Source organism: Furfurilactobacillus entadae (assembly GCF_045862745.1).
GTDB lineage: Bacteria > Bacillota > Bacilli > Lactobacillales > Lactobacillaceae > Furfurilactobacillus > Furfurilactobacillus entadae.
Window position 1 is genome coordinate 14,567 of sequence record NZ_BQXN01000001.1, and the last position, 26,039, is coordinate 40,605.

The window sequence follows — 26,039 nt, forward strand, 5'->3', positions numbered from 1 at the left end:
TTCAAAGAAGATATATCCGAACAATTGCTAACGGCCGTTAGATAATTATTCTAAAAAGGGAGTCACTTACTGTGAACAAAAAACTGAATCACTATTTTATGATCGATGAATTACACACAACGGTGCCTCGTGAACTATTGGCTGGATTTACAACGTTTATTTCGATGGCCTACATCATGTTTGTGAATCCGAGCGTGTTGGGCGCCGCTGGTGTTGATAAGGGGGCAGTCTTTACTGCAACGGCATTGGCGAGTGCGATTGGGTGTATTTTGATGGGTGTTTTAGCTCGTTATCCCATTGCTACTGCGCCAGCACTAGGAATCAACGCCTTCTTTGCATATTCTGTCGTGATCGGAATGAAGGTGCCATGGCAAACAGCCATGGCCGGTGTGTTTGTTGCCTCGCTGATTTTCATGGTGATTACGGTCTTTAAATTACGTGAGATGATTATTAATGCGATTCCGGTTGATTTAAAGTATGCCATTTCAAGTGGGATCGGTTTGTTTATTGCATTTATTGGGTTAAATGGTGGGGGCCTCATTACCGCCAACAAGGCGACGGTGGTTGGGCTTGGTTCGTTATCCACACCGACCACCTGGCTGACGATTTTCGGGTTGTTACTAACGGCGGTGCTGATGGTTAAACGGGTTCCTGGTGGAATCTTCATTGGGATGGTTGCCACGGCTGTGTTGGGACTGATAACTGGCTTGATTCCGATGCCAAGTCATTTAGTCGCTGCGGCGCCCAGCTTAGCACCGACGTTTGGTGTTGGGGTGACCCATATTGGTGATATCAATTCCATTCAGATGTGGGTTGTTGTTTTGACGTTCCTATTGGTCACATTTTTTGACACTGCGGGAACACTGGTTGGCTTGGCCCAACAAGCTGGCTTTATGAAAAATAATGAAATGCCCCGAGTTGGGAAAGCACTGATGTCCGACTCAACGGCAATGTTAGCTGGTTCAGTGCTGGGAACATCCCCAGTTGGTGCTTACGTTGAATCTTCGGCAGGGATTGCTGTGGGTGGTCGGACCGGCTTGACGGCCATTACAACCGGGGTGATGTTCATCTTCGGGATGTTCTTCTCACCGTTGTTAACGGTGGTGACTAGTCAAGTAACGGCGCCAGCATTGATTATTGTTGGGGTGTTGATGGCCCAATCACTGGCCAAAGTTACCTGGACGAAAATGGAAATCGCCATTCCAGCCTTTCTGATTGTTTTGGGAATGCCCTTAACTTACAGTATCTCTGATGGCCTGGCATTAGGGGTCATTACGTACCCAATCACAATGATTGCTGCCAAACGGGGCAAGGAAGTTCACCCATTGATGTACGGGCTGTTCTTTGTGTTTATTGGTTTCATGGCCATTTTGAATTTTGGCAAATAGGGTTACCTATGTGAACCGCCAGAAAAACTTGTGGTTTAACATTGACATTTATAAAGTTTGTGTTTTAATAAGTTATAGCATCCAGTCAGATATGATCGATTAACATTTACCTCTCAGAAAGCGTCCCGATGATGAGAACGGACGTAGGTGATTTAGTGGGTTACCCCTGACTCAAGCGTTTGGTGATCAAGCCAGACCGGTCGACCGCGTTATTGGTCACAAGAGGCAGTTATTGAGCTATGCCAGCTCTAACTGTGAATTTTGGGTGGAACAACGTTACTGACGTCCCTGATCGCAATTGCGATTGGGGGCGTTTTTTTATTACCGGTGTTAACCGCGAATATAAAAGGAGAGAAGAATATGGCAGATATTAACATTACGTTCCTAGATGGTGCAGTCAAGGCGTTTGCAGCCGGTACCACAACGGAAGAAATTGCTAAGTCAATCAGTGTGAGCTTAGCTAAAAAGGCAGTTGCAGGGAAGTTTAACGGGGAATTAGTGGACTACACCATGCCACTGACCGCTGACGGAAAGATTGAAATCGTCACCAAGGATGCCCCTGAAGCATTGACCGTTCTGCGTCACACTGCTTCTCAAATTTTGGCAAACGCGCTACACCAGCTGTATCCAAACATGCACTTTGGTGAAGGCGAAGCCAATGACGAAGGGTTCTTCTTCGATACTGACAACCCCGATAACCAGGTTAGCTCCGATGACTTGGCAACGGTTGAAGCCAAGATGAACGAAATCGTTAAGGAAAACCTGACGATTACGCGTGAAGTGTTATCAAAAGCGGACGCATTGGCACTGGTTGCTGGTGACCCTTACCAAACACAATTGGTTGAACAAGCAGCAGAACAAGATGGTCACGTGGTTGTTTACCGCCAGGGCGACTTTGTTGACCTGAGTGATGGCGTTCAATTGGCAGCAACAGGGGCCGTTAAGATCTTTAAGTTGCTGTCCGTTGCTGGTGCTTACTGGGAAGGGAAATCTTCTAACCCAATGCTCCAACGGATCTACGGAACGGCTTTCTTTGATCAAAAGGCAATGGACGCAGATGACGTTCGTCGCCAAGAAGCACGTGAACGTGACCACCGTGTGATTGGGAATGACTTAGACTTGTTCTTTGTTGATCCTAAGGTTGGTGCAGGGCTGCCTTACTGGATGCCAAATGGGGCAACCATCCGGCGGACAATCGAACGTTACATTATCGATAAGGAATTACAACATGGTTACGAACACGTTTATACGCCAGTTCTGATGAACCTGGATGCCTACAAGACGTCTGGTCACTGGGACCACTACCGTGAGGACATGTTCCCACCAATGGACATGGGTGATGGTGAAATGCTTGAATTACGGCCAATGAACTGCCCAAGCCACATTCAAGTGTACAAACACCACATTCGCTCATACCGTGAATTACCATTGCGGATCGCTGAACTTGGCATGATGCACCGTTACGAAAAGTCTGGTGCCTTATCTGGATTGCAACGTGTTCGTGAAATGACATTGAATGATGGTCACACGTTCGTTGCACCGGATCAGATCCAAGATGAATTCAAACGGATTTTGAACTTGATGGTTGAAGTGTACGCTGACTTTGACATCAAGGATTACTCATTCCGTTTGAGCTACCGTGACCCTGAAAATACTGAAAAGTACTTTGCTAACGATGAAATGTGGGAGAAGGCGCAAGCAATGTTGAAGGGTGCCATGGATGACCTTGGCCTTGACTACGTTGAAGCCGAAGGGGAAGCAGCCTTCTACGGTCCTAAGTTGGACGTTCAAACGAAGACAGCGCTTGGTAACGAAGAAACGTTGTCAACGATTCAATTAGACTTCATGCTACCTGACCGTTTTGACCTGCACTACGTTGGTGCGGATGGTCAAGATCACCAACCCGTTATGATTCACCGTGGGTTAGTGTCAACCATGGAACGGTTCACGGCTTACCTGACAGAAATCTACAAGGGTGCCTTCCCTACTTGGTTAGCCCCACACCAAGTTTCAATCATTCCAGTTAGTGATGACCACCAGGGTGATTACGCACGGGCCCTTCAAAAGCAATTAGCCGCTGCCGGTGTTCGTGTGACGTTGGATGACCGAAACGAAAAGATGAACTTTAAGATCCGTGATGCCCAAACGCACAAGATTCCATATACGTTAGTCGTGGGTGAAAAAGAAAAGACGGATAACACCGTTTCCGTGCGTCGTTACGGTGAAGATGATTCAACGACTGAAGCAAGCACTGCCTTTATTGCAGACTTACTGGATGACATTGCATCATACTCACGTGCAAACGATTAAGATATTTTTCACGCAAACGTTCAGCTTTTGCTTGACGGACTGATAAAAATTGATTATGCTGTTACCAACATGGAGAACCTTTAACGTAGTCCTGTGAGACTAGTAAGGTAACGGCGGTTATGACACGGAGATGAGGGGAAAGACCATCATCAAGTGTGCTCATAGCGAAAAGACCACTTACCTGAATGGGTGAGTGGTCTTTTTTTGTGCAAATGCAAGCCGTTGGGGTTCACGTGAAAGATGAAGGGAGCGTTCTCAAATGACGCAGAAAGAATTTCACGATGATACAGCAGTGCTCGATATCCACGACCGGCCACGGTTTTGGCCGTGGGTCGGGCTGTCCTTGCAACACATGTTTTCAATGTTTGGGTCGACGGTCATTGTGCCGTTACTGGTTGGGTTGAGTCCCAGCATTGCTTTATTTTCTTCGGGGGTTGGGACACTTCTACATATTATGATCACCCAGCGAAAAATTCCCGCATACATGGGCTCAAGTTTTGCCTTCATCACACCGATGCTGGCGCTCATGAAAACGACCGGGTATCCGGGGATCGGCCAAGGGGTTGTTGCCGTCGGGGTTGTTTACCTGATCGTTGCGCTGCTGATTGGGATGATTGGTTCAAACTGGGTCGACAAGGTGCTCCCGCCGATTGTGGTTGGCCCAATCGTGATGGTCATCGGGTTATCACTCGCCGGGAGTGCGGCAACTGATGCCATGATGAAAAACGGCCATTATAACCTGGAATATTTTATGATCGCCTTGGCAACGTTACTGCTTGCCATTTTGTTTAACATGTTTCTCAAGGGATCGTTGGGATTGATCCCAGTTCTGTTAGCCATTGTGTGTGGTTACGTCATTAGTGTTTTTGCGGGGATTGTCGACCTTCATGCAATCGCCGTTGCGCCATGGTTCAAATTACCAGCCTTCCAAATTCCGGGCTTAACGTATCATTTTCACCTCGAGTGGGGCGCCATCGTCACCATTGCGCCAATTGCATTTGTGACCATGACGGAACACATGGGGCACATTATGGTGCTAGACAACCTGACGCACCGTAATTTCTTCAAGGATCCTGGTCTTCAAAGAACGTTGGCTGGGGATGGGACGGCGTCAATTGTCGCTGGCTTGCTGGGGGGCCCCGCAGTGACAAGTTATGGTGAAAACATTGGTGTGATGGCCATTACTAAGGTTCACAGTGTGTATGTTCTGATGGGGGCAGCCATGTTTGCCATCATCTTCGCGTTTATCAATAAGTTAAACGTCTTGATTATGGCCATGCCGCTACCAGTCATTGGTGGAATCAGTTTTCTATTATTTGGAACCATTGCTACCAGCGGAGTGTCCGTCATGGTTGACCACCAGATTGATTTTGGGAAAAAGCGTAACTTGATGATTGCGTCTGCCATTATGGTCATTGGGATTGGTAATGCTTATCTACAATTGGGGAGTTTCCAATTTACTGGCCTAGCACTCGCAACGGTCCTTGGCATTGTGTTAAACTTAGTGCTACCGGAAACGGCGGCTAGCGAACGTAACCAAGCCGCTGAACCAGTGAAAAAGTCAGCCTAAGTGGTTGACAGAGATGAATAAATCCAGTATCATTATTAACTGTTGAGAAAAGCAGAAGCGCCCGCTTCTCGCCTAGGTAACGTTATTGCCGGGCTAAAGATGAGTTGAACCACATCGTTTCGGTGTGGACAGCGGGTGACCTCGGTCATCCGCTCTTTTTCTGTTTACATCTCTTCATTGTTGGTTCGTTAGAATTTTGGAGGTGAATACCATAGCTCAAGATACTTTGGTAAATAACGCAATCCGCGCCCATGAGGTTCGGTTGATTGCCGATAATGGTGACCAGCTTGGGGTTAAGCTGACCAGAGAAGCCCAACAGCTTGCGGACGATGCAAACTTAGATTTGGTTCTGGTTGCGCCTAAGGCAAAGCCACCGGTTGCCAGAATCATGGATTATGGAAAGTACCGCTTCGAGCAACAAAAGAAGCAGCGTGAAGCTCGTAAGAATCAAAAGACGGTCGAAATGAAAGAAATTCGGCTTAGTCCAACGATTGACGAAAACGACTTTAACACCAAGTTGAAGAACGCAGAAAAGTTCCTGTTAAAGGGAAACAAAGTGCGTGTTTCAATTCGGTTCCGTGGTCGGGCCATTACGCATAAAGAAATCGGACGCGATGTGTTGAACAAGATGGCAGCTGCCACCAAGGAAATTGCCGATGTTCAACAACAAGCTAAGATGGATGGGCGGAGCATGTTCTTAGTGCTCTCACCAAAACCAGAAAAGTAGTTACACATAATTAGGAGGACATACTTATGCCAAAGCAAAAGACAAACCGTGCCGCTGCTAAGCGGTTCAAACAATCTGCAAAGGGCGGTTTCATCGGCGCTAACGCCTACACAAGCCACCGTTTCCACGGTAAGACGAAGAAGCAACGTCGTCAATTACGAGGAACAAAGATGATGGATGCTACGACGGTTAAGACTTACAAGAAGTTATTATTGACCAAGTAATTTTTTAGACTAGAATCTGGCCAGTCTTGGTCAATTATTGGAGGATACAATTATGCGTGTTAAAGGTGGAAGTGTTACACGGCAACGTCGCCGTAAGATGATCAAATTAGCCAAGGGTTACCGCGGCGCAAAGCACATTCAATTTAAGGTTGCTAAGCAACAAGTTTGGAAGTCATGGCAGTACGCTTACCGTGACCGGAAGGCTACTAAGCGTAACTTCCGTCGTTTGTGGATCGCACGGATCAACGCCGCTGCTCGTCAAAACGACATGAGCTACAGCAAGTTGATGCACGGTTTGAAGGAAGCAAACATCGAAATGAACCGGAAGATGTTAGCTGACTTGGCCGTTAACGACCCACGGGCCTTCACTTCTTTGACTAAAGAAGCTGCTAAGGCATTAAAGTAGTCAACAACTAATTATGAAAACCACTCGTCCAATTGGATGAGTGGTTTTTGTTTGCCGTAAATTCGTGTTAACGCGTTGATGGTCAAAAACTTTTTTGTCGAATTCAGTCAAAAAGTGTGTGATAAACGCCCGTTTAACAGCGTTTAAAAACTTCACAGTGAAATATAATATATCGTTCGGATGTGGCTGTTGACGCGTTAGGGGCGAACCTGCTAAATTAGTAACAATTTATTTCACTAGGAGGATTTGATCATCATGACCAATTGGGACGCAAAGTTTGCAAAGCAAGGGTTAACGTTTGACGATGTGCTGTTGATTCCCGCAGCCAGTGACGTATTGCCAAACCAGGTGGCATTAGGCACCCAGCTCGGAAAGAATTTAAAGCTGAACATTCCGATTTTAAGTGCCAGCATGGACACGGTTACCGAGGCACGATTAGCGACCGTTATGGCCCAGCAAGGTGGCCTAGGTGTTGTTCATAAGAACATGAGCATTGATGATCAGGCCCATGAAGTGAGTGCCGTTAAAGCCGCGGTTGTAGACCTGGATGTAACGCCCATGGCCGCTACGGATGAAGCAGGCCACTTATTAGTTGCTGCTGCCGTTGGGGTGACTGCCGACACGTTTGATCGCGCCGACAAGTTGTTCCAAGTCGGTGCGGATGCCATCATTATTGACACGGCTCATGGTCACTCAAAGGGTGTTTTAGACAAGATTGCGGAAATCCGGACCCATTATCCAGATAAGACATTGATTGCCGGAAACGTTGCGACAGCCTCCGGGACACGGGCGCTGTTTGAAGCCGGTGTTGACGTTGTGAAAGTCGGGATTGGCCCTGGCTCCATCTGTACGACACGGGTTGTTGCTGGTGTAGGTGTGCCACAAATTACGGCCATCTCAGACGCCGCTCAGGTCGCTGCTGAATATGGTAAGCAAATCATTGCTGATGGTGGAATCAAGTATTCAGGTGACATCGTCAAGGCATTGGCCGCTGGTGGTAACGCGGTTATGTTAGGCAGCATGTTAGCCGGAACGGATGAAGCACCCGGTGAAGTGTTCACAGCTGACGATGGAAACAAGTACAAGACGTACCGTGGCATGGGTTCCTTAGCAGCAATGGAAAAGGGGTCATCTGACCGGTACTTCCAAAGCGGCGTGAGGGAAGAAAAGAAGTTGGTCCCAGAAGGAATCGAAGGCCGGACAGCTTACAAAGGTGCCGTTGCTGATGTTCTGTTTCAAATGATTGGTGGTTTGCGTTCTGGCATGGGGTACACAGGTGCACATACCGTTGACGACCTGATCGAAAACGCCCAGTTTGTTCAAATTACCAATGCCGGTTTGATTGAATCACATCCACACGATGTCCAAATCACCCGGACTGCTCCTAACTACAAGCGCTCATAACACTTGACCAGGAACGAGGAAGATTAATGAAAACAGTAGACCAATCAAAATTTGATCGCGTCATTGTACTTGATTTTGGGAGTCAGTACAACCAGCTGATTACCCGGCGGATTCGTGAATTCGGTGTTTATTCCGAATTGAAATCACATAAAATCTCTGCCGCAGAACTGAAGGCCATGAACCCAAAGGCAGTCATCTTCTCCGGTGGTCCCAACAGCGTGTACGGTGACGATGCCCTGACCGTTGATCCAGAAATCTATAACTTAGGGTTACCAATCTTAGGGATTTGTTACGGTATGCAGTTGATGGCCAAAGACCTTAAGGGTGGTGAAGTTGCCCCAGCCGAAGATAACGGCGATTACGGTCAGTCCACAATGCACATCTTAAACACGGCGTCACCGTTGTTTAAGGGCATGGCTGAAGACCAACAAGTGCTGATGAGTCATGGTGATTACGTGAAGAACGTTCCTGATGGCTTTGAGGCCATTGGGACAGGAGCTAATTGTCCAACGGCGGCCATGCAAAACGTCGCTAAGGGCTTCTACGGCTTACAATTTCATCCAGAAGTGCGTTTAACAGAAAATGGTAATGACATTTTACGGCACTTTGTGTTTGATATTGCTGGTGCCACTGCTAACTGGACGATGAGTGACTTCATCGACATGCAAATTGCCGATATCCGTGAAACGGTTGGCGATAAAAAGGTACTTCTAGGCTTGTCTGGTGGGGTTGATTCCAGTGTGGTTGCTGTGCTATTACATCAGGCCATTGGGGATCAATTAACCGCCGTCTTTGTTGACCACGGGTTACTTCGGAAGGATGAAGCCAGCCAGGTTCTTGCCAGCTTACAGGGTAAGTTTGGTGTAAACATTGTGGCCACTGACGCGAGTGCGCGGTTCTTAGGTGCGTTGCAAGGGGTTACGAGTCCGGAAGAAAAGCGGAAGATCATCGGTAAGGAATTTATCGAAGTTTTCAGTGATGAAGCGCGGAAACTCGACGGTGTTGAATTCTTAGCACAAGGGACGCTGTACACGGACGTCATTGAATCTGGGACGGACACGGCCCAAACGATTAAGTCACATCATAACGTTGGTGGGCTACCAGAAGACCTGAACTTTAAACTGATTGAGCCGCTGAATAAGTTGTTTAAGGATGAAGTGCGGGCATTAGGTGAACAGTTGGGCATGCCACATGATCTTGTGTGGCGCCAACCGTTCCCTGGTCCTGGTTTAGCCATCCGGACGTTGGGTGAGGTCACACCCGAAAAGTTAACGCTGGTTCGTGAATCAGATGCGATTCTGCGTGCTGAGTTCGCGAAGGCTGGTTTAGACCAAACAGTTTGGCAATACTTTACCGCCTTACCAGGCATCCACAGTGTGGGGGTCATGGGTGATGGTCGGACGTACGATGAAGCCATCGTTATCCGAGCCGTTACCAGTGTCGACGGAATGACAGCAGAGTTTGCTGAAGTGCCATGGGCCGTCCTTGGGGATGTGTCCGCGAAGATTGTCAATGAGGTGCCGGGGGTTAACCGCGTTCTCTATGACATCACGGGCAAGCCACCTGCCACGATCGAGTACGAATAGCCTGATAAAAAACGGTCATCATCTATGGGTTGTTAACCCGTGATGGTGACCATTTTTGCGTTGAATTGAGTAAATTAATTTGGGATGGTTTTGGGGGACATTTTACCCTAGTGAACCTAGCCTCCATAATCAACGCTCTACGTTAATCGTTATTATTATCGATTGGGTCCTTAACCAGTTGATCGATGACCATCGTAATGATTTCTTTATCAACTGAAGAATCGAACTTACGTGCAAAGAGGTGACCCATTTCTTTAGCAGCCTTTAATTTCGAAAGATCTTGGCTACGCCAGGTATAAGGCGATCCGTCCCACCAATTGATGTAGCGTAAATTGCCTTGGAGTTCATCTGGTTTATCATGGACTTTTTCAGCATGGTAGATTTTAAAGTTAGCTGACGCATGGTTGATAACTGCTGGGATAAATAATTCGTCGACTAAGAATCCGTGACTAAACGTTGACGTAATCCATTGTTCAGATTGGACCACAGCGGTAGCAAGGTCATGCGAAATTGAAAACCAGTTTGATCCAAATTCAATTTCATGTTTAATTTTACTTGGGTGACGGTTGGCCGCTAGATTCAAGAATTTTCCTTCGATTTTGTTAAACATCCGATAAAAGACCCGGCGATCGCGATAATGCTTAGATAAATGGTGCTTCATCATGCGAACTTCTAAATCGGATTGAGCCACTTGAGCACTGTATGTTAGAAAATTTTCACCAATATGTTGATCAAAGAATGTGTGGATATAATCTTGATTTGCTAGTGGTAAATCCAGTCCTGATAATAAATGATAAAACGAGTAATGACCTTGTTTTGTGGCAGCTTTTATTAAGTCGATTTCAGCCTGAACTTGCGAAAAATCACCCCAATAAATATTAATCCGCGGGACTAATTTAAGCTGTGAGTGTTGAACAACTAGATGTAGTGAATCCACTTTTGCCTTGTTATCAATCAAAATATAAATATCATTACGAGAGTCATCCAGTAAGGTGACCAATGATTGTAGTTGTTCAAAATTACGATTTGCAATGATAAGGTATGCGTGCTTTTCCATAATAAATCCTCAATTTTCCACAGTGCAGTCCAATAAATAAAGTGCTTTTGAAGCGCAATGTTTATTCAATTTTATTAATGCGTAAAACGGGTTAATAAGAGCCTTTTTAATTCAAGCAACTTTTGTTTATTGACCAGTGTGTCGATGGATAATAATGGTCATTAAATGATTTGTGTGCCGTTGAGCGTTGGAAAGCCATAAGAATGAACCAACTCTTCCCAGTTTTCGGGAAGCCGTTCATTTTCTTCAATAAAGTATTGGCTTAACAAGGCAACGGAAAACTCATCGGCCTGTTCTTCCAGTGAAGAACGTCCGTGTAATGCCGTTGTATAGTAACCAATGAGACCTTCTTGCAGCACAATGTGACCGAGTTCATGGGCCATAACGAAGTATTGCTTGGGTGTGCGGTTAATTGCGTCATTGAGCAAAATAACCGGTGCGTCCTGATCGTAAACAACTTTGCCCAGTGGGTATTTTCCAATGTTGACCCAGTCAACCTGAATATTCAGCAATTCAGCGATCCGAAACGGGTCAGCTGTCTTGTATTTTTTTGTCATGTATTTCGTGATTTCTTTAATGTCCAAGTAATCAGCCCCTAGTTGTGTTTATGGCGCTTCCAGAAGATTGTTTCCATCGCCACGCGTAATTGTGCTTGTTCATCCTCCGTTAAATCATCACCTTCATAGGTCATTGATCCTTCATTAGAGGAGAGGAATTCTGCGAGATCTTGCCGATCCTGCTCATCAGCCCACGCGGGTGTTTGATGATTGTTCAGCAGGTAGTCGACGGTCACGTTAAAGTACTGCGCAATTTTCACGAGGGTGCTGGTGTCTGGTTCATTACGGTTATTCTCAATGTGAGAATAGGTCGCCCGGCTAATGGCTAAATCCGCGGCAACTTGGTTTTGGGTCTTCTGCTGTTCATTGCGAAGGGCTTTGATTCGATCACCAAGCATAGTGTGACTCCTAACGTCTGATAGTTTATGAACTCAGTATAGATACAAAATGTACCAGTTTCAAGTGTAGATACTTTTTGTATCTGATTTTAGTTGACGATACAAAAAGTATCAGTTATGCTAATCAGTGTTAATTAACAGCAAGCTCATTCAAAAATAGAATGACGGAGAAATTTTTTTAAATATTTTTGATACAAAATGTATCCGAAACTAAAACGGAGGTCCTTAAAAAGATGAATGATCAGGAAGTTGACGACATGTACCCAGAAATCGACGATAAACAAACCATAAAAAACGCCCGTGATTTCTTTACGCATAAGTTACCACGATTTCAGCGAATGAGTGGTTGGCAATTAAAGGAAAGTTTGCGATCACCCGTCTTTGATGGCATGCCGAAGGGCCAGTCAAACCAAAATGGTGCAGAGAAGGCGTTGTTAGATCGGTTAGAACAATTGGACGAGGAAGCGGATGGACATTTAGTTAATGCGGGTCGGATCGTTTTGGCGACAGTTGAGGCCATTAAACAATGTGATCCCACCATGCGGACGATGTTAATTGGAACCTATGTGCTACACCAGTCACAGACGTACATAATGACACATAGCGGTTATGAGGAGTCCCAGTACCGGGTGAAGAAACGGGAAGCCTATCTCCAATTTGCGGATTACTTTGAACGGACGCGAAGGGAGTGCCATGCTGGTTATCCCAGTTTGCTAGCTTATGAGGATCGTCGTTCAATCGTCGGTTGACCGTCGCAGGTTCATCGGTTTTTAGGGAAAAAGGGCGTTATATTGGTATCGTACCAAAACAACAAAGGAGCGTCCCTGGCCCCAAACTTCAATTTAAGCGAAACGACTGATTTTCCATGCGGAAAGTTGGTCGTTTTCATTTGCTCAAAAAGGTGATTGGGACACGGGTAATGAGGAGGTGATTAATCATGAGTCAAATGATCAAAACGGCATACGGATATGTCAGTTTAACTGAGGCAGCCATTTGTGCTGATTTGGAAGGATGGCTTCAAAAAAAGCGGCATCAACAACCTTGTTCAAATGAAGAACAACGCCGCACGATTGCTAAGGACCGTTCACAAACTGCGACACGCAATGATCCGTTAAAAAATGAGCAGGGGGCATAAGAATATGTAATGGCTGATAAGAAGCAATTTGAGCTGGCCGAACAAGATTACCAGGCAGGAATGACCTATCCGGCAATTGCTCAAAAAGTATGGCGTGGCTGTGAACACAGTGCGGTCGTGGAAATATCGTCATGGGTGGGCGCATGCTGAGCACGTTTTAGAACAGCAACCGCAGGCCACGACGAAAAAGATTGTTGCTGACGTTGCGGATAACGGCACCCTTAATGGATAAGCAAAAGTTATTTTGCCTTCACTATTTACAGTCGTTTAACGCAACCAAGGCGTATCAACAGGCATACAACGTGGGCTATAAGACGGCGATGGCAAGCGGATCACGGCTGTTGAATAATCCAAAAATCACGGCGGAATTGAAACAGTTAAAGCAAATTCGCCAGGAAGCGGAGGCGCTAACAGCCGAAGATGTGTTACATGAACTAAAGCGGCAGGCGTTTGCTGATCTCGGCGATTACATTGAGTTTGCGACTCGTGAAGAGGCGGCCACAACAAAACGTGACGCCAATGCGGCGACAAAACACTCTTATGTCTATTTGAAGGATCAGGCAGATGTTGACACGTCCCTGCTTAAATCCGTCAAGGTGGGCAAAGACAGTGTGGTTGTGGAGTTAGCTGATAAGCAACGGGCACTGTTTGAACTTCTTAAACACCTGGAGCCAACAGCCACAGCATCAGCACAACCACAACCAATTATTGTTGACGACATTCATGCCGAACAAATGGGAGTTAACGATGATGAAGAAACTTAGTGAGCTTGTGGCGCCATCTTTCTACCGGCTGCACGATGACTTACGGCAACACGCCCACCTTGATTATTGGCTGAAGGGTGGCCGGGGATCGACCAAATCATCCGTCATTTCCTTAGAAATTGTGTTGGGCACATTATGAATGATCGTGACGCAAACGCGGTGGTGTTACGAAAGGTGTACGGCACAATTCGTGAGTCATCGTTTGAGCAGTATCTTTGGGCAATTGATTGTTTAGGTGTGTCCGCGCTGTGGAAAGCGTCGATGAGCCCAATGCAATTGACGTACGTTCCGACAGGGCAGCAGATTCGATTTAAGGGTGCCGATAAACCGGAGAAAATTAAGTCACAAAAATTTCGCCACGGTTATATGAAGTTTAAACAGTACGAAGAGGTCACCGAATTTCGGGGCATGCGCGAGCTGCGTAGCATCAACCAGTCGTTGGATCGTGGTGGGACGGACATCATAACGTTTTATAGTTATAACCCACCGGAATCGCAAAATAACTGGGTGAACCAGGCTGTTGAACAGGCAAAACGACGTGCAGATACACTGGTGAGTGCAACGACTTATTTGACGGTGAATCCAGAATGGCTCGGCAATAAGTTTATTGCGGATGCAGCGCAACTGAAACGAGACAACGAGAAGGCCTATCGCCATGAGTATTTAGGTGAGGTCACCGGGACGGGCGCCGAGGTCTTCGGGAATTTAGAGCAACGTGAGGTGACATTGGCAGAGCGAGTGGTGTTTGACCGCTACACGTTTGGCCTTGATTTCGGCTTTGCCCATGATCCGCTGGCGTTTGTTGTGACACATTATGATAAAAAACACCGGATCCTGTATCTATTGAACGAAGTGTACCAGGTTGGGATGACCAATCGCCAAGCGGTCGCAGCGATTGAATCACTAAATGAAATGAATGATCCCATTATTGGTGATGCCGCCGAACCCCGGACAATTAATGAATTTAATGAACTAGGGTTGAAAATTACGGGGGCAAAGAAGGGGCCAGGTTCCGTTGAACATGGAACCAAGTGGTTGGCCGATTTGACCAAAATCGTGATTGATCCGCTGATGTGCCCAAATGCTGCCCGTGAATTTAGTGGTTACGAACTAGATCGTGACGTGAACGGAAACTTTAAGGCGGGCTATCCTGATCGGGATAACCACGCTATTGACGCAGTTCGTTACGCCATGAATGATGTGATGAACGATAACGGCACGTTAAAAATAACAAACCTAGGAGGCCGATTTTGAGTCAATTTACTTACGGTGGAAACACGTATAGCTATAGTGGAACGGCCACGATCGACGATAATGGTACTTTTTTGGTGGCCGAAACGAATACTGACGGTCAACCGCATGTCTTGACGGCCGCTGATCTGGCATTCTTCTTGCAAGAGCACCAGCACACGGTCATGAGACAAAATGCAAAGTTACGGCGCTACTATAAAGGTGACCACGACAAAATTCGCAATGTCCGCGGTAAGGCGGCATGGAAACCGAACAACAAATTACCAATCAACTTCCCCAAAAAATTGGTGGATACGTTTGATGGTTACTTTGCCGGAACGCCAGTCAAGGTTGACGTTGCGCCAACGGGGGACGATCAACAGGACGTTGTGACAGCGGATAAATTTCTGGCCACGTTTAATAAACTAAACGATGTTCCACAAACAATTTTTCAACTTGCGAAAGAAACGTCCATTGTTGGGCGGGCGTACGCCTACTTATATCAAGGGCCGGACAGTCAAACACACTTGGCTTCGTTACGCGGTGAAGACGGATTTGTGATTTATTCCATGAATATTGACCGCACACCACTGTATGCCGTTCGGCTCGTCCGGATGAATCCACAAACGCAAACATACATCGTGGATGTTATGACGGCTGATGGAATCGTTGAGCAATTTGATGTTGCAAGCCTCCAGATCAATGATGAAGAGACACTTGGATTTGAGCCCGTGCCAATCAGTTATGGCATTGTTCCCATGATCGAGTTTAATGCTGATGATGAGCGAATGGGCTTGTACGAAGCGGCGACGGGATCGACCTTGCTATTTCAGAGAAGGCTAATGATGTCAGCTACTTTGGCGATTCCATGCTTGAAATTATTAACTTCAACATTGCGGATGATGATTTGCATAATTTGAAGGATAACCGGGTGTTTAAGAGAAACAGTCCGGCAGATCGACCAGCAGAAGTGAAGTTTTTGGAGAAGCCTAGTAATGACCAAACGCAGGAAAATTTATTAAGTCGGTTAGTTGATTATCTCTATCAAACCACCGGGGTAGTCAACATTGATGATCAGGATTTTACGAATGCAGCGAGCGGGAAATCACTCGATCACAAGTTACTGACGATGACCAACAAGGCGGACGCAAAGGCAGCAAAGTTTACTGAATCATTGATGCGTCTGTATGGGGCATTACTGCGCTTTAATGGGTTCGATGAACTGGTGACCAACCTGCGAATCAAGTTTATTAAGACGGTTCCACACAGTTTGACAGATGAGGCAACAGCGCTGGTGAGTCTCGTTCCCGTGATTGAAGCTGGCTTATTATCAAAAGAAACGGCGTTGTCCCTGTTTAGCTTTATTGAAGATCCGGCGGCGGAATTAGTTAAAGTTCATAACGAAAAGCAAGAACAGGCACGGATGGTTATGGGGCCAACAGGTGATGACAACCTGTCTGATGGCAGAAAATTAACAGAATAAGACAAAGCACGTAGGAAGCCAAAATCTGATGTGAACCTCCAGAGTTGGACAAAAGCAAACTCTGGGGGTTTTACTATGACTAAATATAATTATGAATTTAAAGCAAAAATTGTTGCTGAATGCTTAGCAGGCATTGGTAGTAAGACATTGACCCACGGATACAACATTCCAAATGGACAAATAATTATCGACTGGGTTAAGAAATTCCAAAAGTATAGCGTCGAAGGATTAGAAGTTAACCATAGGAGACAGATCTATTCTAGTGACTTTAAGCAACAAGTATTAAACTGGATGAAACAGCATCAGACTTCCTATAGAGTAACTGCGTTACATTTCAACATACCAAGTGCTTTAAGAATCCTATCTTGACAGACGTAGTTCGAACAATTTGGCAATGAAGGCCTGCGTGCGCGGAAATGAGGACGTCCAGCAATGGCAAAACATAAACGACCAGCACCAGTTTCTAATGATAATTTAGAAGCGCTAAAGAAGTTAAAGAAGTTACGCGAAAAGAAGTTAATGTTAAGAATTGAGAATGCTTACCTAAAAATAGATGCCTTAGATCGGGAAGAAGAAGCTCGAGAAAAATCGCACAAAACAGCACATAACTAAGGCAAATTTTTCGAGTTTCTTTAGCACTCGTTCTCCGGATAGTTCACCTGTCACGGAGCACTTACTATTACGCTAGACAAGTCGGCACGAATACAACCGATGTGAGTAAATTTCGCTATGGTTGCTAAATAAAGTAGCGGTATGCTCGTACTGCACGGCTGTGCGTACAGACCAGAGCTTTCAATACCAGAATACCGTTTGGCGAAAGGTGCTCAGACAACACCATGTCTTTCAGAGTATGTCCCGGAAGGAAACATGTTTGGACAACGTTTCGATGGAATCATTCTTTCACATCATGAAGGCTGAACTATTTGACCAGACTTATACAACTAAGGATTCTTTGATTCAAGCAACGACTGAATGGTTGGATTATTACAACCAACGCCGAATTAAAACCAAATTAAAGGGCAGGACGCCGGTTCAATACCGACAGCTTGCCCTTCAATCAGTCGCTTAATATACATGCCCAACTTAATGGGTTCACTTTGAGTTGAGTTTTTTAATTTGGCACAGTTAAGCTATAAAAGCTTTGATATCAATTATCAGTCTAATAAATATGTTGACATATTTATAAAAAAGTATTGTTCGGTTGAGACAAGTTTGATATATTAATCCGTTACATATCTTTTTAGAAAAGTGGGTTGAACATGATTTTTATTATTTTTTTATTTATTGCTGGCATTATTGCTGGGATTATCAGTACTGTGACCGGGATGGCGTCTTTAGTTTCTTATCCCATGTTGTTAGCGGCTGGGTTATCACCCGTGGTTGCTAATGTTACAAATACAACTGGTTTAGTTTTTGCCGGTTTTAGCTCGGGAATTTCATCACGCCAAGAATTAAAATATAACTATCGGGATCTGTTTTGGATCTCTCCACTAATTGTAATCGGAGGTGTAATTGGCAGTGTTTTACTTTTAGTTTTTCCAAATGATGTTTTTGAAAAAATTGTTCCATTTATGATTTTTGCAGTTGCGATCGTTTTTGCTGTTCAGCCACGTCTACGTTTGGATGATGCTGTGGCATTAGATGGTTACGTTCCTGTCAAGAAAACGCTAACCACTGTTGTTCTTGTTTTTTTAATTGGCGTTTATGGTGGTTACTTTGGTGCGGCAGCAGGTGTTTTTACTCTCTTGGTTTTTTCAGAAACTCCTGGGCTCAGGCTGACTGTTGCTAACGCAATCAAAAATGTTGCTGGTGGAATGGCTAACCTTGTTGCAACAATTATTTTCATTTTTTCCGGTAAGGTCCAATGGTCAGCAGCTATTCCAATGGGGGTGGGCTTCTTTGTTGGAGGATATATCGGTCCAAAAATTGCACGGTATATGCCAGCTAAGTTACTACGTTGGTTGATTATTATCGGGGCATTAATCTTAGCAGGAAATATGTTTTATGGTGCATTCATTCGATGAATAGAGATGGTGATTTTTTCTTATTGAGGCTTTAGGAAGAAGTTAATGGGCTTCCTCTTGGCTAATCCCCAGCTCAATTCGTTTCATAGTTGACGGCCACTTAGCCTTACCAACTGCATTAAATTCAAACACTAGTTGCGTCTGCTTGTGCATTGGTTGGATCCAGCAATAATGTGCACGGCTTGATGGGATTAAACCGGCAGTCAATTGATGACGTGATTTATCCCGGTCAAGTTTTAGTTAAGTGTTCATAATAAGTCTTAGCCAATTTATGGGCATCGCCGGGCCATCGGGACGAAATATAATTACGGTCAACCACAACCAGTGAATGTTTGGTGTCGGTAGCCGTGTCACGTGTGAAGGGATGACTGCTATGAATGAAATTGGCTGGGTTTGCTAACATCGATTTAACCTCGTTCTCAACGGTCTCTGGATACGTTCGGTAGTAATCACAAAGCCACAACCGCGTTAGCTGATAAGCACTAAGTTTCTGAAGGTTAAGCAGGCTGGCCGTTTTATAATCTGTAAGAACAAAATGGCCCGTGGCGGGGAACGTTGCTCGAGCAGCGGCTATCGTTCCGTGACAGATTGCACCAACCAGTTTTTTAGTTGTTAAAAAACTGTGCGATTACTCGACGTAAAATAGTGGAGTCTAAGTAAACACGTATCCTTTGTCATGACCGCTGGGTAGCAACAGGCCATCATATTTAGCGACACTGATGTCAGCGTATGCAAGTGGATGCTGAAAGGCAGGTGCCTTAATCATTGCTTGATATGCTGTTCGAATCGTGGTGTCAGCCATGAGAAAGTGCTTGAAAATTTCGAAACCACGTCCTGCTAATAACCGGTCGTCGGCCGCTGCTGGTGTTCCATCAGGTGTGGTGAAGATGACTTTAATTTTCCTATCGGTTAAATATTGCCATGGAATGGTTGTCTTGGTGGGGTCAAAACCGTAAGCTGGTAGGGAAATAATGACCATGAGTAAAACCAAAAAAATTTTGATAGGAATTTGGTGTTTTTTTAAAGGTAGCACGTTCGTTAACATATTAATACTTAACATTGCTTATGCGGGTAGTTGTGGTGTGGCAGGAACCGGAGAACATTTTCTAATGATGATTCAGAAACGCTAAAGAAGCGTAAGAAAAGCGCACAAATCGTCACAAAACGAAGGCAGATAGTTCGAATTTCGCTAAAACTACTTTTGATGCCTCTGATGGCCTGCTTATTGATAGCTGACCTGTTTTTCAAAGCATGGTAGATTGACTTGGCGATGATAATCGATGCCGAGTTAAAACCAAATTAAAAGGCAGATCACCAGTTCAATACCAGCAATGCGCCTTTCAATTAGTTGCTTAATTTAATTGTCCAACTTAACGACTTCTCTTCTTAATAACAAAGAACGTCGTTACGCCAGCTAAGATAGCAATGCCAATAATGCTGGTTGTGTAATCAATAGCAGCGGTGCTTGGTAGGCTAGCGTGACGAGGTGTGTCACTTTTATTACTTTGTTTAGGTGATGTTGTTGAGGAACTACTTGAAGAAATACTCTGATATGGAACAACGGTCCTTGCTTGACTGCTGGTAGTGTTTGACTGTGAGCTGCCGGTTGCTGAGGATGATTGACCATTTGATGTCACACTTAAGCTATCAACGTTTTTTGAGCTTGATGATGAGCTTCCAGAACTACTCGAACTTGAAGAAGTAGTAGGGGCGTAAGTGACCGTAACAACGTTGGCACCGTCTTTAGCAACTTTATAGGAAGTTGGTTGATTTGCTGAAATCGTGTAGCCGTCAGAACTTGGTTGATCGATCGTGATGATGCGGCTAAATTTAGTGGCAATCCTCTTAGAACCTAAATTTTTACCATCAGTAGACACGTAGTTAATAGTTACAGTTTCATCGTTAGGAATTAAAACACTGAAGAAGGTTGTGTTCGAACCGCGTCTGCTAAGATAGGGTTATTGAAGCACTTGGTATGTTGAAATGTAACGCAGTTACTCTATAGGAAGTCTGGTGCTGTTTCATCCAGTTTTATACTTGTTGCTTAAAGTCACTAGAATAGATCTGTTTTCTATGAGTAACTTCTAATCCTTCAACATCATACATTTGAAATTTGTTAACCCAGTCAATAATTATTTGTCTATTTGGAATATTGTATCTGTGGGTCAATGTCGTACTACCAATGCCCGCCAAATATTCAGTGACAATTTTTGCTTTAAATTCATAATTATATTTAGCCATAGTAGAACCCCCAGAGTTAGATTTTGTCCAACTCTGGGGGTTCACTTCACCAACGTCGAATTTTCCGATAATAGCCATTTGGAAAAAATTTCATGTGAATTTGATCGTACTGCTTGTTGTAAATGTCCACGAGCATGTCACTTTTGAGACTTTTATTAGGGGCAATGGCGCTCGTGTTGCCGTCCATAATGTCTGCAAAATCTTCAATGGCTGTGGGATCGTCGTCAAATTCACGATCAACCTGCCAGTCAATGAATTGGTCTGACGTCGTTTTTCCTTTTGAGCGTTGCATATGACGATTTAATCGTTTGACAGCTTCCTTGGCGGTAGCCTATGCATTCGCGTTTGAAAAATGACTGGTTGCTTTAACAAGCTCTGTGGCGTCAGCACGACCAGTGGCGAGAGATTCTTTGGTGGGTTCCTCGTAGGCGTTACGAATCCTGTTGATGTCATTCACGATGGTTTGAGTTCGTCGGTAATCACTTCGTCAAATTCGGTACCCGGCGTACTTGGCTGTAGCAACTGGGCCAGCGATTCCAAACCCAAGGGCCAACACAAACATGATGCTCGTTAACGGTAATGCTCAGGCCCCGGTGCGCCCGTTTTTGAATAAGTTCAACAAGCATCCAGATTCCCAGACCGAATGTTGCGAGTCCAAATAAAATGGTGAATAAGATGCAAAAAAGATAAAAGCTAAATGCCATGTGTGCCTCCAAAAAATGCTGGCCCCAAAAGGTACCAGCAAGAAAATTAACGTTTAGTAATCAGATGATGCTGCAGCAATCCCGATAATAACTGCAAAAATAGCAAAGATTAAGTACAGCCCTAAGATTGATACATTGATGATAAAGCTGACAAAACCAGCCCGGTTCCATGTTGCTTGAACTTGCTTAAAGGTGGCAACGTCCGTGTAGTGACCGTCACGCCATGCCCATTCATCTCCTTTGACCCCACAAACGAAGATCCAACCGAGGTTAAAGAAGGGAATCAAACATAATAATGGTAGGTAAGTCTTGTTCCCAATTCCCCAGAAAATGTTAAAAGTGAAGGCACCCCAGTTCCATTTCTTGATTTCAGTAGGAACCTCTGGTGTTTGCTGAACAGGTTGCTGTTTTGGCGTAGCAGCTTGTGATGTAGGGGCCGTGGCTTGTGAAACGGGTGCTTCAGACGTTACGGGTGCTGTTGAAGTTGCAGAAGCAGGTACTTGTGACTCAGGTGTCTTATTCGAATCCATGTGATGTCTCCTTAATAATCGTCGTCAAAAATCATTATTGCGAAAAAACTAGTTTGCTGATGCCGCTGTTTTAGCAGGGCGTTGCATCAAGGTATAAACGGTTCCGATGATCAACACAACAAGTGCAGGAAAGGCAAGGAAGGCAGTGAGACCGAATAAAGCACTACCGATAATTCCTAGAACGGGACCGGTAATGGAAATGCTGTGCTTCCGTGACAGAACTAGGGCAACAATGTTCAAAATAACACCGATCCAAGCAATTGAATAAAAGACAATTGCAGTGCCACTAGTGACGTTAGTTCCAGAAAATGAATCAGAAAAGGCGGTTCCAAAAATCACAGGCCATGAAATTGTGAATAGCACACAATTGATGATATCTAAGATTCCGGTCCACATGTTAATTTTTAATTTGGTCATTTGAGTGACCCCCCTAAAGAATGATTCAGCTTTTTAAGACATCAGTGATTTGGTCAAACTGAATGATGATCATTAACCTGGTCAATCGCTTAACTTTTGTTAAAGAAATCACACAGCAATTAAAAATGTAACATAAAAAATTATGAATTAGTAGTGTTTAATGGAGATATGCTTTTATGATGATATTGATTAGCGACATAGTGGTTAATTCAGTTAACGCTGGTTTTTAGTTGTAACGATCATTAAACTAGGAGTGAGGATTCAAAGGGAGGACGTATTAATCATGAAGTTAGTGATGCTGGGTGATTCGATTACACAGGGATGGGATGGATACAAGGATGTGCAATATCCGGCGTCCGTGACCGTCGCACAACGATTAGGCATTTCAGTGACCAATTTAGGCCATGGGGGTGGCGCAATCATTGGCGAACGAAAAAATGACCTAACAGCATCAGTGGCGTCGTGTTCGTTTGCCGATTACGACATTGTAACGGTGGCGTACGGAATTAATGATTTTAACCAAGGGACGGGGACACTGGCGACGGTGACTGAGACCCTTACCGCCGAACTCGCCCGAATCCGAGCCCAAACGGCGACAATTCAGCTGGTCGGGATTTTGCCAATGTGGGGCAACATTGACGCGGTAAAGGAAGACCAAAACCAGCGAGGGATTAGCTTTACGGCGTTTCAGGATGCACTTGCGACGACGTATCAGGCTGCCGGCGGTGTGGTATTGGATTGGCGGGTGGCCCCCATTGTGACAGCGGCTAATGCTGAAGAAACGCTGGCTGACCACTGGTTGCATCCCAATCAGGCGACGTACAATAAGGTTGGGGCGCGAATCGCTGATGTTATTCATACAACACTCACAATATGATTAGACAAACTCACCAACACGGCTTTTTTTGTGTAAACGATGTGAAGACTGCGCCCGTTCATAAAAAGGCGTAGCGTTTGGGGGCAAGGAACGGTAAACTATTTGAATACTGTCAAATTTAGGCGGGGGGGAATTTGTCCCGAACCGACAACGCGATGGTGAAATTGCGGCAGCAAGAGAAGAATGGGATGGGAAAGTTAATGCATCAGCTATTATCAGAGTTTATGGGAACGGCACTAATGATTATTTTTGGGGTCGGGGTTCATGCCGACACGGTTTTAAACGATACAAAGTATCATGGTTCAGGGCACCTTTTTGCCATTACAACATGGGCTTTTGGGATCACAATTGCTCTGTTTATTTTTGGAAACGTCACGATCAATCCAGCAATGGCACTGACGCAAGTGCTGCTTGGAAACATGAGCTGGCTGACCTTTTTCCCAACCGCGATTGTTCAAGTGTTCGGGGGAATGGTGGGGGCGATCATTGTGTACATTATGTATGCTGATTCGTTTAAACATTCTTACGGCAAACTGGACGGCGTAACGATTCGAAACATTTTCTCCACTTCACCAGCCGTTCGGAATTTACCTCGGAACTTCTTCGTTGAATTTTTTGCAACGTTTGTCTTCCTGTCAGGAATTCTGGCCATTTCACAGGTTAAAACGCCAGGAATCGTGCCAATTGGTGTTGGTCTCTTAGTGTGGGCTGTCGGTATGGGGATGGGGGGTCCAACTGGATTCGCCATGAACCTTGCGCGGGACCTTGGCCCACGGTTGGCACACGCGGTGCTACCCATTAAGAATAAGGCTAGCAATGATTGGCAGTACGGGTTACTGGTTCCAGGAATCGCCCCCTTTGTTGGGGCCATCGCGGCAGCACTATTCGGCAAGTTTTACTTGGGCCTATAAAGAAGTAAACCATTTAATGGAAGAATTTGGTCAACGAGCACGATAATCTCGAACTAAAATGGTTAAGGTGGTACTCGAATTAGCTTTTTTTGTGTATACTTCCTTGTAGGAGGATTTCAACTAATGAAATTTTTAGGAATGGGACTTGGCTTTTGGATTGGTCTATTAATTGCCATTATTATTGTGGGGATCATTACGTATGTGCTGGCTAAGCGGTATACAACGGCGCAAGCACACAAACGTGAATTAGACCGGCAGGCGGCGTTTGTTAAAGCGGCAGGCCGCATTCAATATGATGTTGACGTGATGACGACAATGGTTGACGATCAACGCCGGTTCAATAAACAAATGTGGCTTGAGTCACCAACAGGGAAGGCGCCAACGTTGGTGGATGATCTGTGGTATGAACCCTTAATGGATGATTTGCACGAACTGCGTCAGTTGAACAATGGCGAGTTACCAGATAACGTTATTTCAGAAGCGTTAACGGTAGCAACCTCGTTAAAAGGGTGGCGGCCATCGTTGATTGCACAGGCTACTGATGAAAAAACAGACTACACGATGTGGTTGGTTGAAACAGGCGCCCGGTTGCAACATATTTTAGATTCATTGGCGCCTGCCTTGAATAAGGCGGCGGTGACAGCACCAAGCAAGTAATTAATCAAAAGACTGATCGCCCGTTCACGGGTTGGTCAGTTTTTTTTGTATATTGGTGGGCCCAAATGTGAGCGCTTGGTGAGTGCTTTTTTAGAAATTCTCAGTCAGGCGCCCGATAGGTCTAAAACTTCCTGTATAATAGTTAAGGTAATAAAATAATCGAAACGAGGCCGTTATGATGTACAAAAATCGAGTTTACTTAGCTAGTCCGTTCTTTTCAGATGAACAAAAGCAGCGCATTGAGACGGTTGTGACAGCACTCCGTCAAAACGAAACAATTGATGCGGGTGGGATTTTCATTCCTCAAGAACATCAGGAAGAGTCCTTAGAATTTGGTTCATTTGAGTGGCAAGATTCCGTCTTTGCAAGTGACATGCGCCAGGTAAAACGGGCAGATGTTGTCGTGGCCATTTTGGATTACAAGTACGAAGAGGGGAACCTCGAACCAGACGCAGGAACCATTTTTGAAATTGGGGCCGCTTGGGCCTGGAACATTCCGGTGATCATGGTTCAATTCCATCCAGAAAACGAACTTAACTTAATGTTAGTGCGGTCACTGACAGCAATGTACACAGGTGACAAAATCGCAGCCGGATTGCAAGATTACGACTTTAATAACTTACCAACGAAGTACACGGACATGAAAATCTTCTAACGAACCGTTGAATAAAAGTCCATTACTAACGGCTAAAATTGTTTAACAATTGGAACGTTTATTAAATGAATTTTTAAAAAAGTGAGTTTTAGTGGACATCAAGCGTAATTGCCTGTATTGTGGTTGCCAACTTAGGTAAAAGGGAGTGGCAACCATGATTACAAATACAGACGCCTTCATTACGGATCTGAAGCAGATTTTACGAGGCAGCTTTGATGATGATCAGTATTTAGTGGAAGCAGTGGTCAATCGACTAAACGTTTCTCAGACAACGCACTATGAAGTGTCAAAGTGGCGGGCAAATGATCATAAAGATCATGAGTTTACGTTCCGATTGAATGACGACGCGTCCTATACATACGTGACTTCGCGTTAAGGTCCATTGCAACCCGATTGTTAAACGTTAATAATCACAAAAAGGGATAAAATCTGACGTTTACCCAAAAAGTTGGAACTAAATAGTTTTGTTAATTAGGCAGTTAATTGCGCTCGAAATCGAGTGGTGATTGACCGCCTAATTTTATTTGAATTCGCTTTTGATTGTAATAATTAATCCAGGAATTGATTGCTTTGGTTAGCTCTGAGGCGTTTGCGTATTGCTGTAAACTAACGATTTCAACTTTTAATTTATCAAAGACAGTCTCACATGCTGCATTGTCTAAACAAGTCGCTCGTCGAGACATACTTTGCCGGATATGCATTTGTTTGAGTAGCTTTCTCCATGCTCGATGCTGGTATTGCCAGCCTTGATCAGTATGGAGTGTGATTTGATACCCCGTTTGGG

General features: G+C 44.8%; 33 protein-coding genes, 1 pseudogene and 1 other annotated feature. Of the genes and pseudogenes, 24 read left to right on the plus strand and 10 right to left on the minus strand.

Annotation, left to right across the window (positions count from 1 at the left end; all coding sequences use genetic code 11):
• The first annotated feature begins 98 nt into the window (after positions 1 to 98).
• From ACKTR5_RS00090 to guaA, 8 genes are all read left to right on the plus strand, one after another.
• Complete coding sequence (locus ACKTR5_RS00090) at positions 99 to 1,388, plus strand: NCS2 family permease (protein WP_407878466.1); 1,290 nt, start codon at positions 99 to 101, stop codon at positions 1,386 to 1,388.
• Positions 1,389 to 1,748: 360 nt separating this feature from the next.
• On the plus strand, positions 1,749 to 3,698 hold the full coding sequence (gene thrS / locus ACKTR5_RS00095) for a threonine--tRNA ligase (protein WP_407878176.1): 1,950 nt from the start codon (positions 1,749 to 1,751) through the stop codon (positions 3,696 to 3,698).
• A gap of 259 nt (positions 3,699 to 3,957) precedes the next feature.
• Positions 3,958 to 5,268, plus strand: a complete 1,311-nt coding sequence (locus ACKTR5_RS00100) for a uracil-xanthine permease family protein (RefSeq protein ID WP_407878177.1) — start codon at positions 3,958 to 3,960, stop codon at positions 5,266 to 5,268.
• A gap of 43 nt (positions 5,269 to 5,311) precedes the next feature.
• Positions 5,312 to 5,435 (plus strand) — a sequence feature (ribosomal protein L20 leader region).
• 59 nt (positions 5,436 to 5,494) lie between these two features.
• Positions 5,495 to 5,995: a translation initiation factor IF-3 gene (gene infC / locus ACKTR5_RS00105; RefSeq protein WP_407878468.1), complete on the plus strand. Its 501-nt coding sequence runs from the start codon at positions 5,495 to 5,497 to the stop codon at positions 5,993 to 5,995.
• 26 nt (positions 5,996 to 6,021) lie between these two features.
• On the plus strand, positions 6,022 to 6,219 hold the full coding sequence (rpmI, locus tag ACKTR5_RS00110; RefSeq protein ID WP_017261696.1) for a 50S ribosomal protein L35: 198 nt from the start codon (positions 6,022 to 6,024) through the stop codon (positions 6,217 to 6,219).
• Between the two features lie 49 nt (positions 6,220 to 6,268).
• The gene (rplT, locus tag ACKTR5_RS00115) at positions 6,269 to 6,625 is read left to right on the plus strand and encodes a 50S ribosomal protein L20 (RefSeq protein WP_407878470.1); all 357 of its coding nucleotides are present in this window, start codon (positions 6,269 to 6,271) and stop codon (positions 6,623 to 6,625) included.
• A gap of 255 nt (positions 6,626 to 6,880) precedes the next feature.
• On the plus strand, positions 6,881 to 8,029 hold the full coding sequence (gene guaB, locus ACKTR5_RS00120; protein WP_407878178.1) for an IMP dehydrogenase: 1,149 nt from the start codon (positions 6,881 to 6,883) through the stop codon (positions 8,027 to 8,029).
• A 26-nt stretch (positions 8,030 to 8,055) separates the two neighbouring features.
• Entirely contained in the window at positions 8,056 to 9,615 is a 1,560-nt protein-coding gene (gene guaA / locus ACKTR5_RS00125) for a glutamine-hydrolyzing GMP synthase (protein WP_407878179.1), read from the plus strand.
• 142 nt (positions 9,616 to 9,757) lie between these two features.
• Here the strand turns inward: guaA and ACKTR5_RS00130 are convergent, their stop codons facing one another.
• The 3 genes from ACKTR5_RS00130 to ACKTR5_RS00140 all read right to left on the minus strand — a co-directional run bounded on the left by ACKTR5_RS00130 (position 9,758) and on the right by ACKTR5_RS00140 (position 11,627).
• Positions 9,758 to 10,672, minus strand: coding sequence for a beta-1,6-N-acetylglucosaminyltransferase (locus ACKTR5_RS00130; RefSeq protein ID WP_407878180.1), 915 nt, complete (start codon positions 10,670 to 10,672; stop codon positions 9,758 to 9,760).
• A 161-nt stretch (positions 10,673 to 10,833) separates the two neighbouring features.
• Positions 10,834 to 11,256, minus strand: coding sequence for an ImmA/IrrE family metallo-endopeptidase (locus ACKTR5_RS00135; RefSeq protein ID WP_407878181.1), 423 nt, complete (start codon positions 11,254 to 11,256; stop codon positions 10,834 to 10,836).
• Positions 11,257 to 11,267: 11 nt separating this feature from the next.
• Entirely contained in the window at positions 11,268 to 11,627 is a 360-nt protein-coding gene (locus tag ACKTR5_RS00140; protein ID WP_407878182.1) for a helix-turn-helix domain-containing protein, read from the minus strand.
• A gap of 233 nt (positions 11,628 to 11,860) precedes the next feature.
• Here ACKTR5_RS00140 and ACKTR5_RS00145 point away from each other — a divergent pair, with 233 nt between their 5' ends.
• The 11 genes and pseudogenes from ACKTR5_RS00145 to ACKTR5_RS00195 all read left to right on the plus strand — a co-directional run bounded on the left by ACKTR5_RS00145 (position 11,861) and on the right by ACKTR5_RS00195 (position 18,263).
• Positions 11,861 to 12,376 (plus strand): ArpU family phage packaging/lysis transcriptional regulator, encoded by a 516-nt coding sequence (locus ACKTR5_RS00145; RefSeq protein ID WP_407878183.1) that lies wholly within the window; start codon positions 11,861 to 11,863, stop codon positions 12,374 to 12,376.
• Between the two features lie 188 nt (positions 12,377 to 12,564).
• Positions 12,565 to 12,762 carry a hypothetical protein gene (locus ACKTR5_RS00150; RefSeq protein WP_407878184.1) on the plus strand — a complete coding sequence of 66 codons (198 nt, stop codon included), beginning with the start codon at positions 12,565 to 12,567 and terminating at the stop codon, positions 12,760 to 12,762.
• Between the two features lie 9 nt (positions 12,763 to 12,771).
• Positions 12,772 to 12,912: a hypothetical protein gene (locus ACKTR5_RS00155; protein ID WP_407878185.1), complete on the plus strand. Its 141-nt coding sequence runs from the start codon at positions 12,772 to 12,774 to the stop codon at positions 12,910 to 12,912.
• A 74-nt stretch (positions 12,913 to 12,986) separates the two neighbouring features.
• Complete coding sequence (locus tag ACKTR5_RS00160) at positions 12,987 to 13,526, plus strand: terminase small subunit (RefSeq protein ID WP_407878186.1); 540 nt, start codon at positions 12,987 to 12,989, stop codon at positions 13,524 to 13,526.
• Entirely contained in the window at positions 13,510 to 13,665 is a 156-nt protein-coding gene (locus tag ACKTR5_RS00165; RefSeq protein ID WP_407878187.1) for a hypothetical protein, read from the plus strand. The genes ACKTR5_RS00160 and ACKTR5_RS00165 overlap by 17 nt, the downstream gene beginning before the upstream one ends.
• Entirely contained in the window at positions 13,662 to 14,780 is a 1,119-nt protein-coding gene (locus tag ACKTR5_RS00170) for a PBSX family phage terminase large subunit (RefSeq protein WP_407878188.1), read from the plus strand. The genes ACKTR5_RS00165 and ACKTR5_RS00170 overlap by 4 nt, the downstream gene beginning before the upstream one ends.
• Positions 14,781 to 14,941: 161 nt before the next feature.
• Positions 14,942 to 16,239, plus strand: a pseudogene (locus ACKTR5_RS00175) (phage portal protein).
• A gap of 75 nt (positions 16,240 to 16,314) precedes the next feature.
• Positions 16,315 to 16,608 (plus strand): hypothetical protein, encoded by a 294-nt coding sequence (locus tag ACKTR5_RS00180; RefSeq protein WP_407878189.1) that lies wholly within the window; start codon positions 16,315 to 16,317, stop codon positions 16,606 to 16,608.
• Positions 16,609 to 16,671: 63 nt separating this feature from the next.
• Positions 16,672 to 16,851: a hypothetical protein gene (locus ACKTR5_RS00185; protein WP_407878190.1), complete on the plus strand. Its 180-nt coding sequence runs from the start codon at positions 16,672 to 16,674 to the stop codon at positions 16,849 to 16,851.
• A 238-nt stretch (positions 16,852 to 17,089) separates the two neighbouring features.
• Positions 17,090 to 17,308 carry an IS3 family transposase gene (locus ACKTR5_RS00190; protein WP_407878191.1) on the plus strand — a complete coding sequence of 73 codons (219 nt, stop codon included), beginning with the start codon at positions 17,090 to 17,092 and terminating at the stop codon, positions 17,306 to 17,308.
• A 190-nt stretch (positions 17,309 to 17,498) separates the two neighbouring features.
• Entirely contained in the window at positions 17,499 to 18,263 is a 765-nt protein-coding gene (locus ACKTR5_RS00195; protein ID WP_407878192.1) for a sulfite exporter TauE/SafE family protein, read from the plus strand.
• Positions 18,264 to 18,915: 652 nt separating this feature from the next.
• On the opposite strand, the gene ACKTR5_RS00200 is transcribed toward ACKTR5_RS00195, so the two are convergent.
• From ACKTR5_RS00200 to ACKTR5_RS00225, 6 genes are all read right to left on the minus strand, one after another.
• Complete coding sequence (locus ACKTR5_RS00200) at positions 18,916 to 19,242, minus strand: type 1 glutamine amidotransferase domain-containing protein (protein WP_407878193.1); 327 nt, start codon at positions 19,240 to 19,242, stop codon at positions 18,916 to 18,918.
• Between the two features lie 391 nt (positions 19,243 to 19,633).
• Entirely contained in the window at positions 19,634 to 20,173 is a 540-nt protein-coding gene (locus ACKTR5_RS00205; protein ID WP_407878472.1) for a MucBP domain-containing protein, read from the minus strand.
• 121 nt (positions 20,174 to 20,294) lie between these two features.
• Entirely contained in the window at positions 20,295 to 20,504 is a 210-nt protein-coding gene (locus tag ACKTR5_RS00210) for a hypothetical protein (protein WP_407878194.1), read from the minus strand.
• Positions 20,505 to 20,550: 46 nt separating this feature from the next.
• Positions 20,551 to 20,796, minus strand: coding sequence for a hypothetical protein (locus ACKTR5_RS00215; RefSeq protein ID WP_407878195.1), 246 nt, complete (start codon positions 20,794 to 20,796; stop codon positions 20,551 to 20,553).
• A gap of 465 nt (positions 20,797 to 21,261) precedes the next feature.
• Positions 21,262 to 21,576: a ribonuclease G gene (locus ACKTR5_RS00220; RefSeq protein WP_407878473.1), complete on the minus strand. Its 315-nt coding sequence runs from the start codon at positions 21,574 to 21,576 to the stop codon at positions 21,262 to 21,264.
• A gap of 210 nt (positions 21,577 to 21,786) precedes the next feature.
• Entirely contained in the window at positions 21,787 to 22,155 is a 369-nt protein-coding gene (locus ACKTR5_RS00225; protein ID WP_407878197.1) for a transporter, read from the minus strand.
• Between the two features lie 283 nt (positions 22,156 to 22,438).
• On the opposite strand from ACKTR5_RS00225, the gene ACKTR5_RS00230 reads away from it, so the two are divergent.
• The 5 genes from ACKTR5_RS00230 to ACKTR5_RS00250 all read left to right on the plus strand — a co-directional run bounded on the left by ACKTR5_RS00230 (position 22,439) and on the right by ACKTR5_RS00250 (position 25,631).
• On the plus strand, positions 22,439 to 23,032 hold the full coding sequence (locus ACKTR5_RS00230) for an SGNH/GDSL hydrolase family protein (RefSeq protein WP_407878198.1): 594 nt from the start codon (positions 22,439 to 22,441) through the stop codon (positions 23,030 to 23,032).
• Between the two features lie 188 nt (positions 23,033 to 23,220).
• Positions 23,221 to 23,943 (plus strand): D/L-lactic acid transporter LarD, encoded by a 723-nt coding sequence (gene larD / locus ACKTR5_RS00235; RefSeq protein WP_407878199.1) that lies wholly within the window; start codon positions 23,221 to 23,223, stop codon positions 23,941 to 23,943.
• A 123-nt stretch (positions 23,944 to 24,066) separates the two neighbouring features.
• Complete coding sequence (locus tag ACKTR5_RS00240) at positions 24,067 to 24,600, plus strand: hypothetical protein (RefSeq protein ID WP_407878200.1); 534 nt, start codon at positions 24,067 to 24,069, stop codon at positions 24,598 to 24,600.
• Between the two features lie 178 nt (positions 24,601 to 24,778).
• On the plus strand, positions 24,779 to 25,255 hold the full coding sequence (locus ACKTR5_RS00245) for a nucleoside 2-deoxyribosyltransferase (RefSeq protein ID WP_407878475.1): 477 nt from the start codon (positions 24,779 to 24,781) through the stop codon (positions 25,253 to 25,255).
• 154 nt (positions 25,256 to 25,409) lie between these two features.
• A complete protein-coding gene (locus ACKTR5_RS00250) occupies positions 25,410 to 25,631 on the plus strand; it encodes a DUF5960 family protein (protein ID WP_407878201.1) in 222 nt (73 codons plus the stop codon).
• Between the two features lie 103 nt (positions 25,632 to 25,734).
• Here ACKTR5_RS00250 and ACKTR5_RS00255 read toward each other — a convergent pair.
• A partial coding sequence (locus tag ACKTR5_RS00255) for a transposase (protein WP_407878202.1) occupies positions 25,735 to 26,039 on the minus strand: 305 nt, incomplete at its 5' end.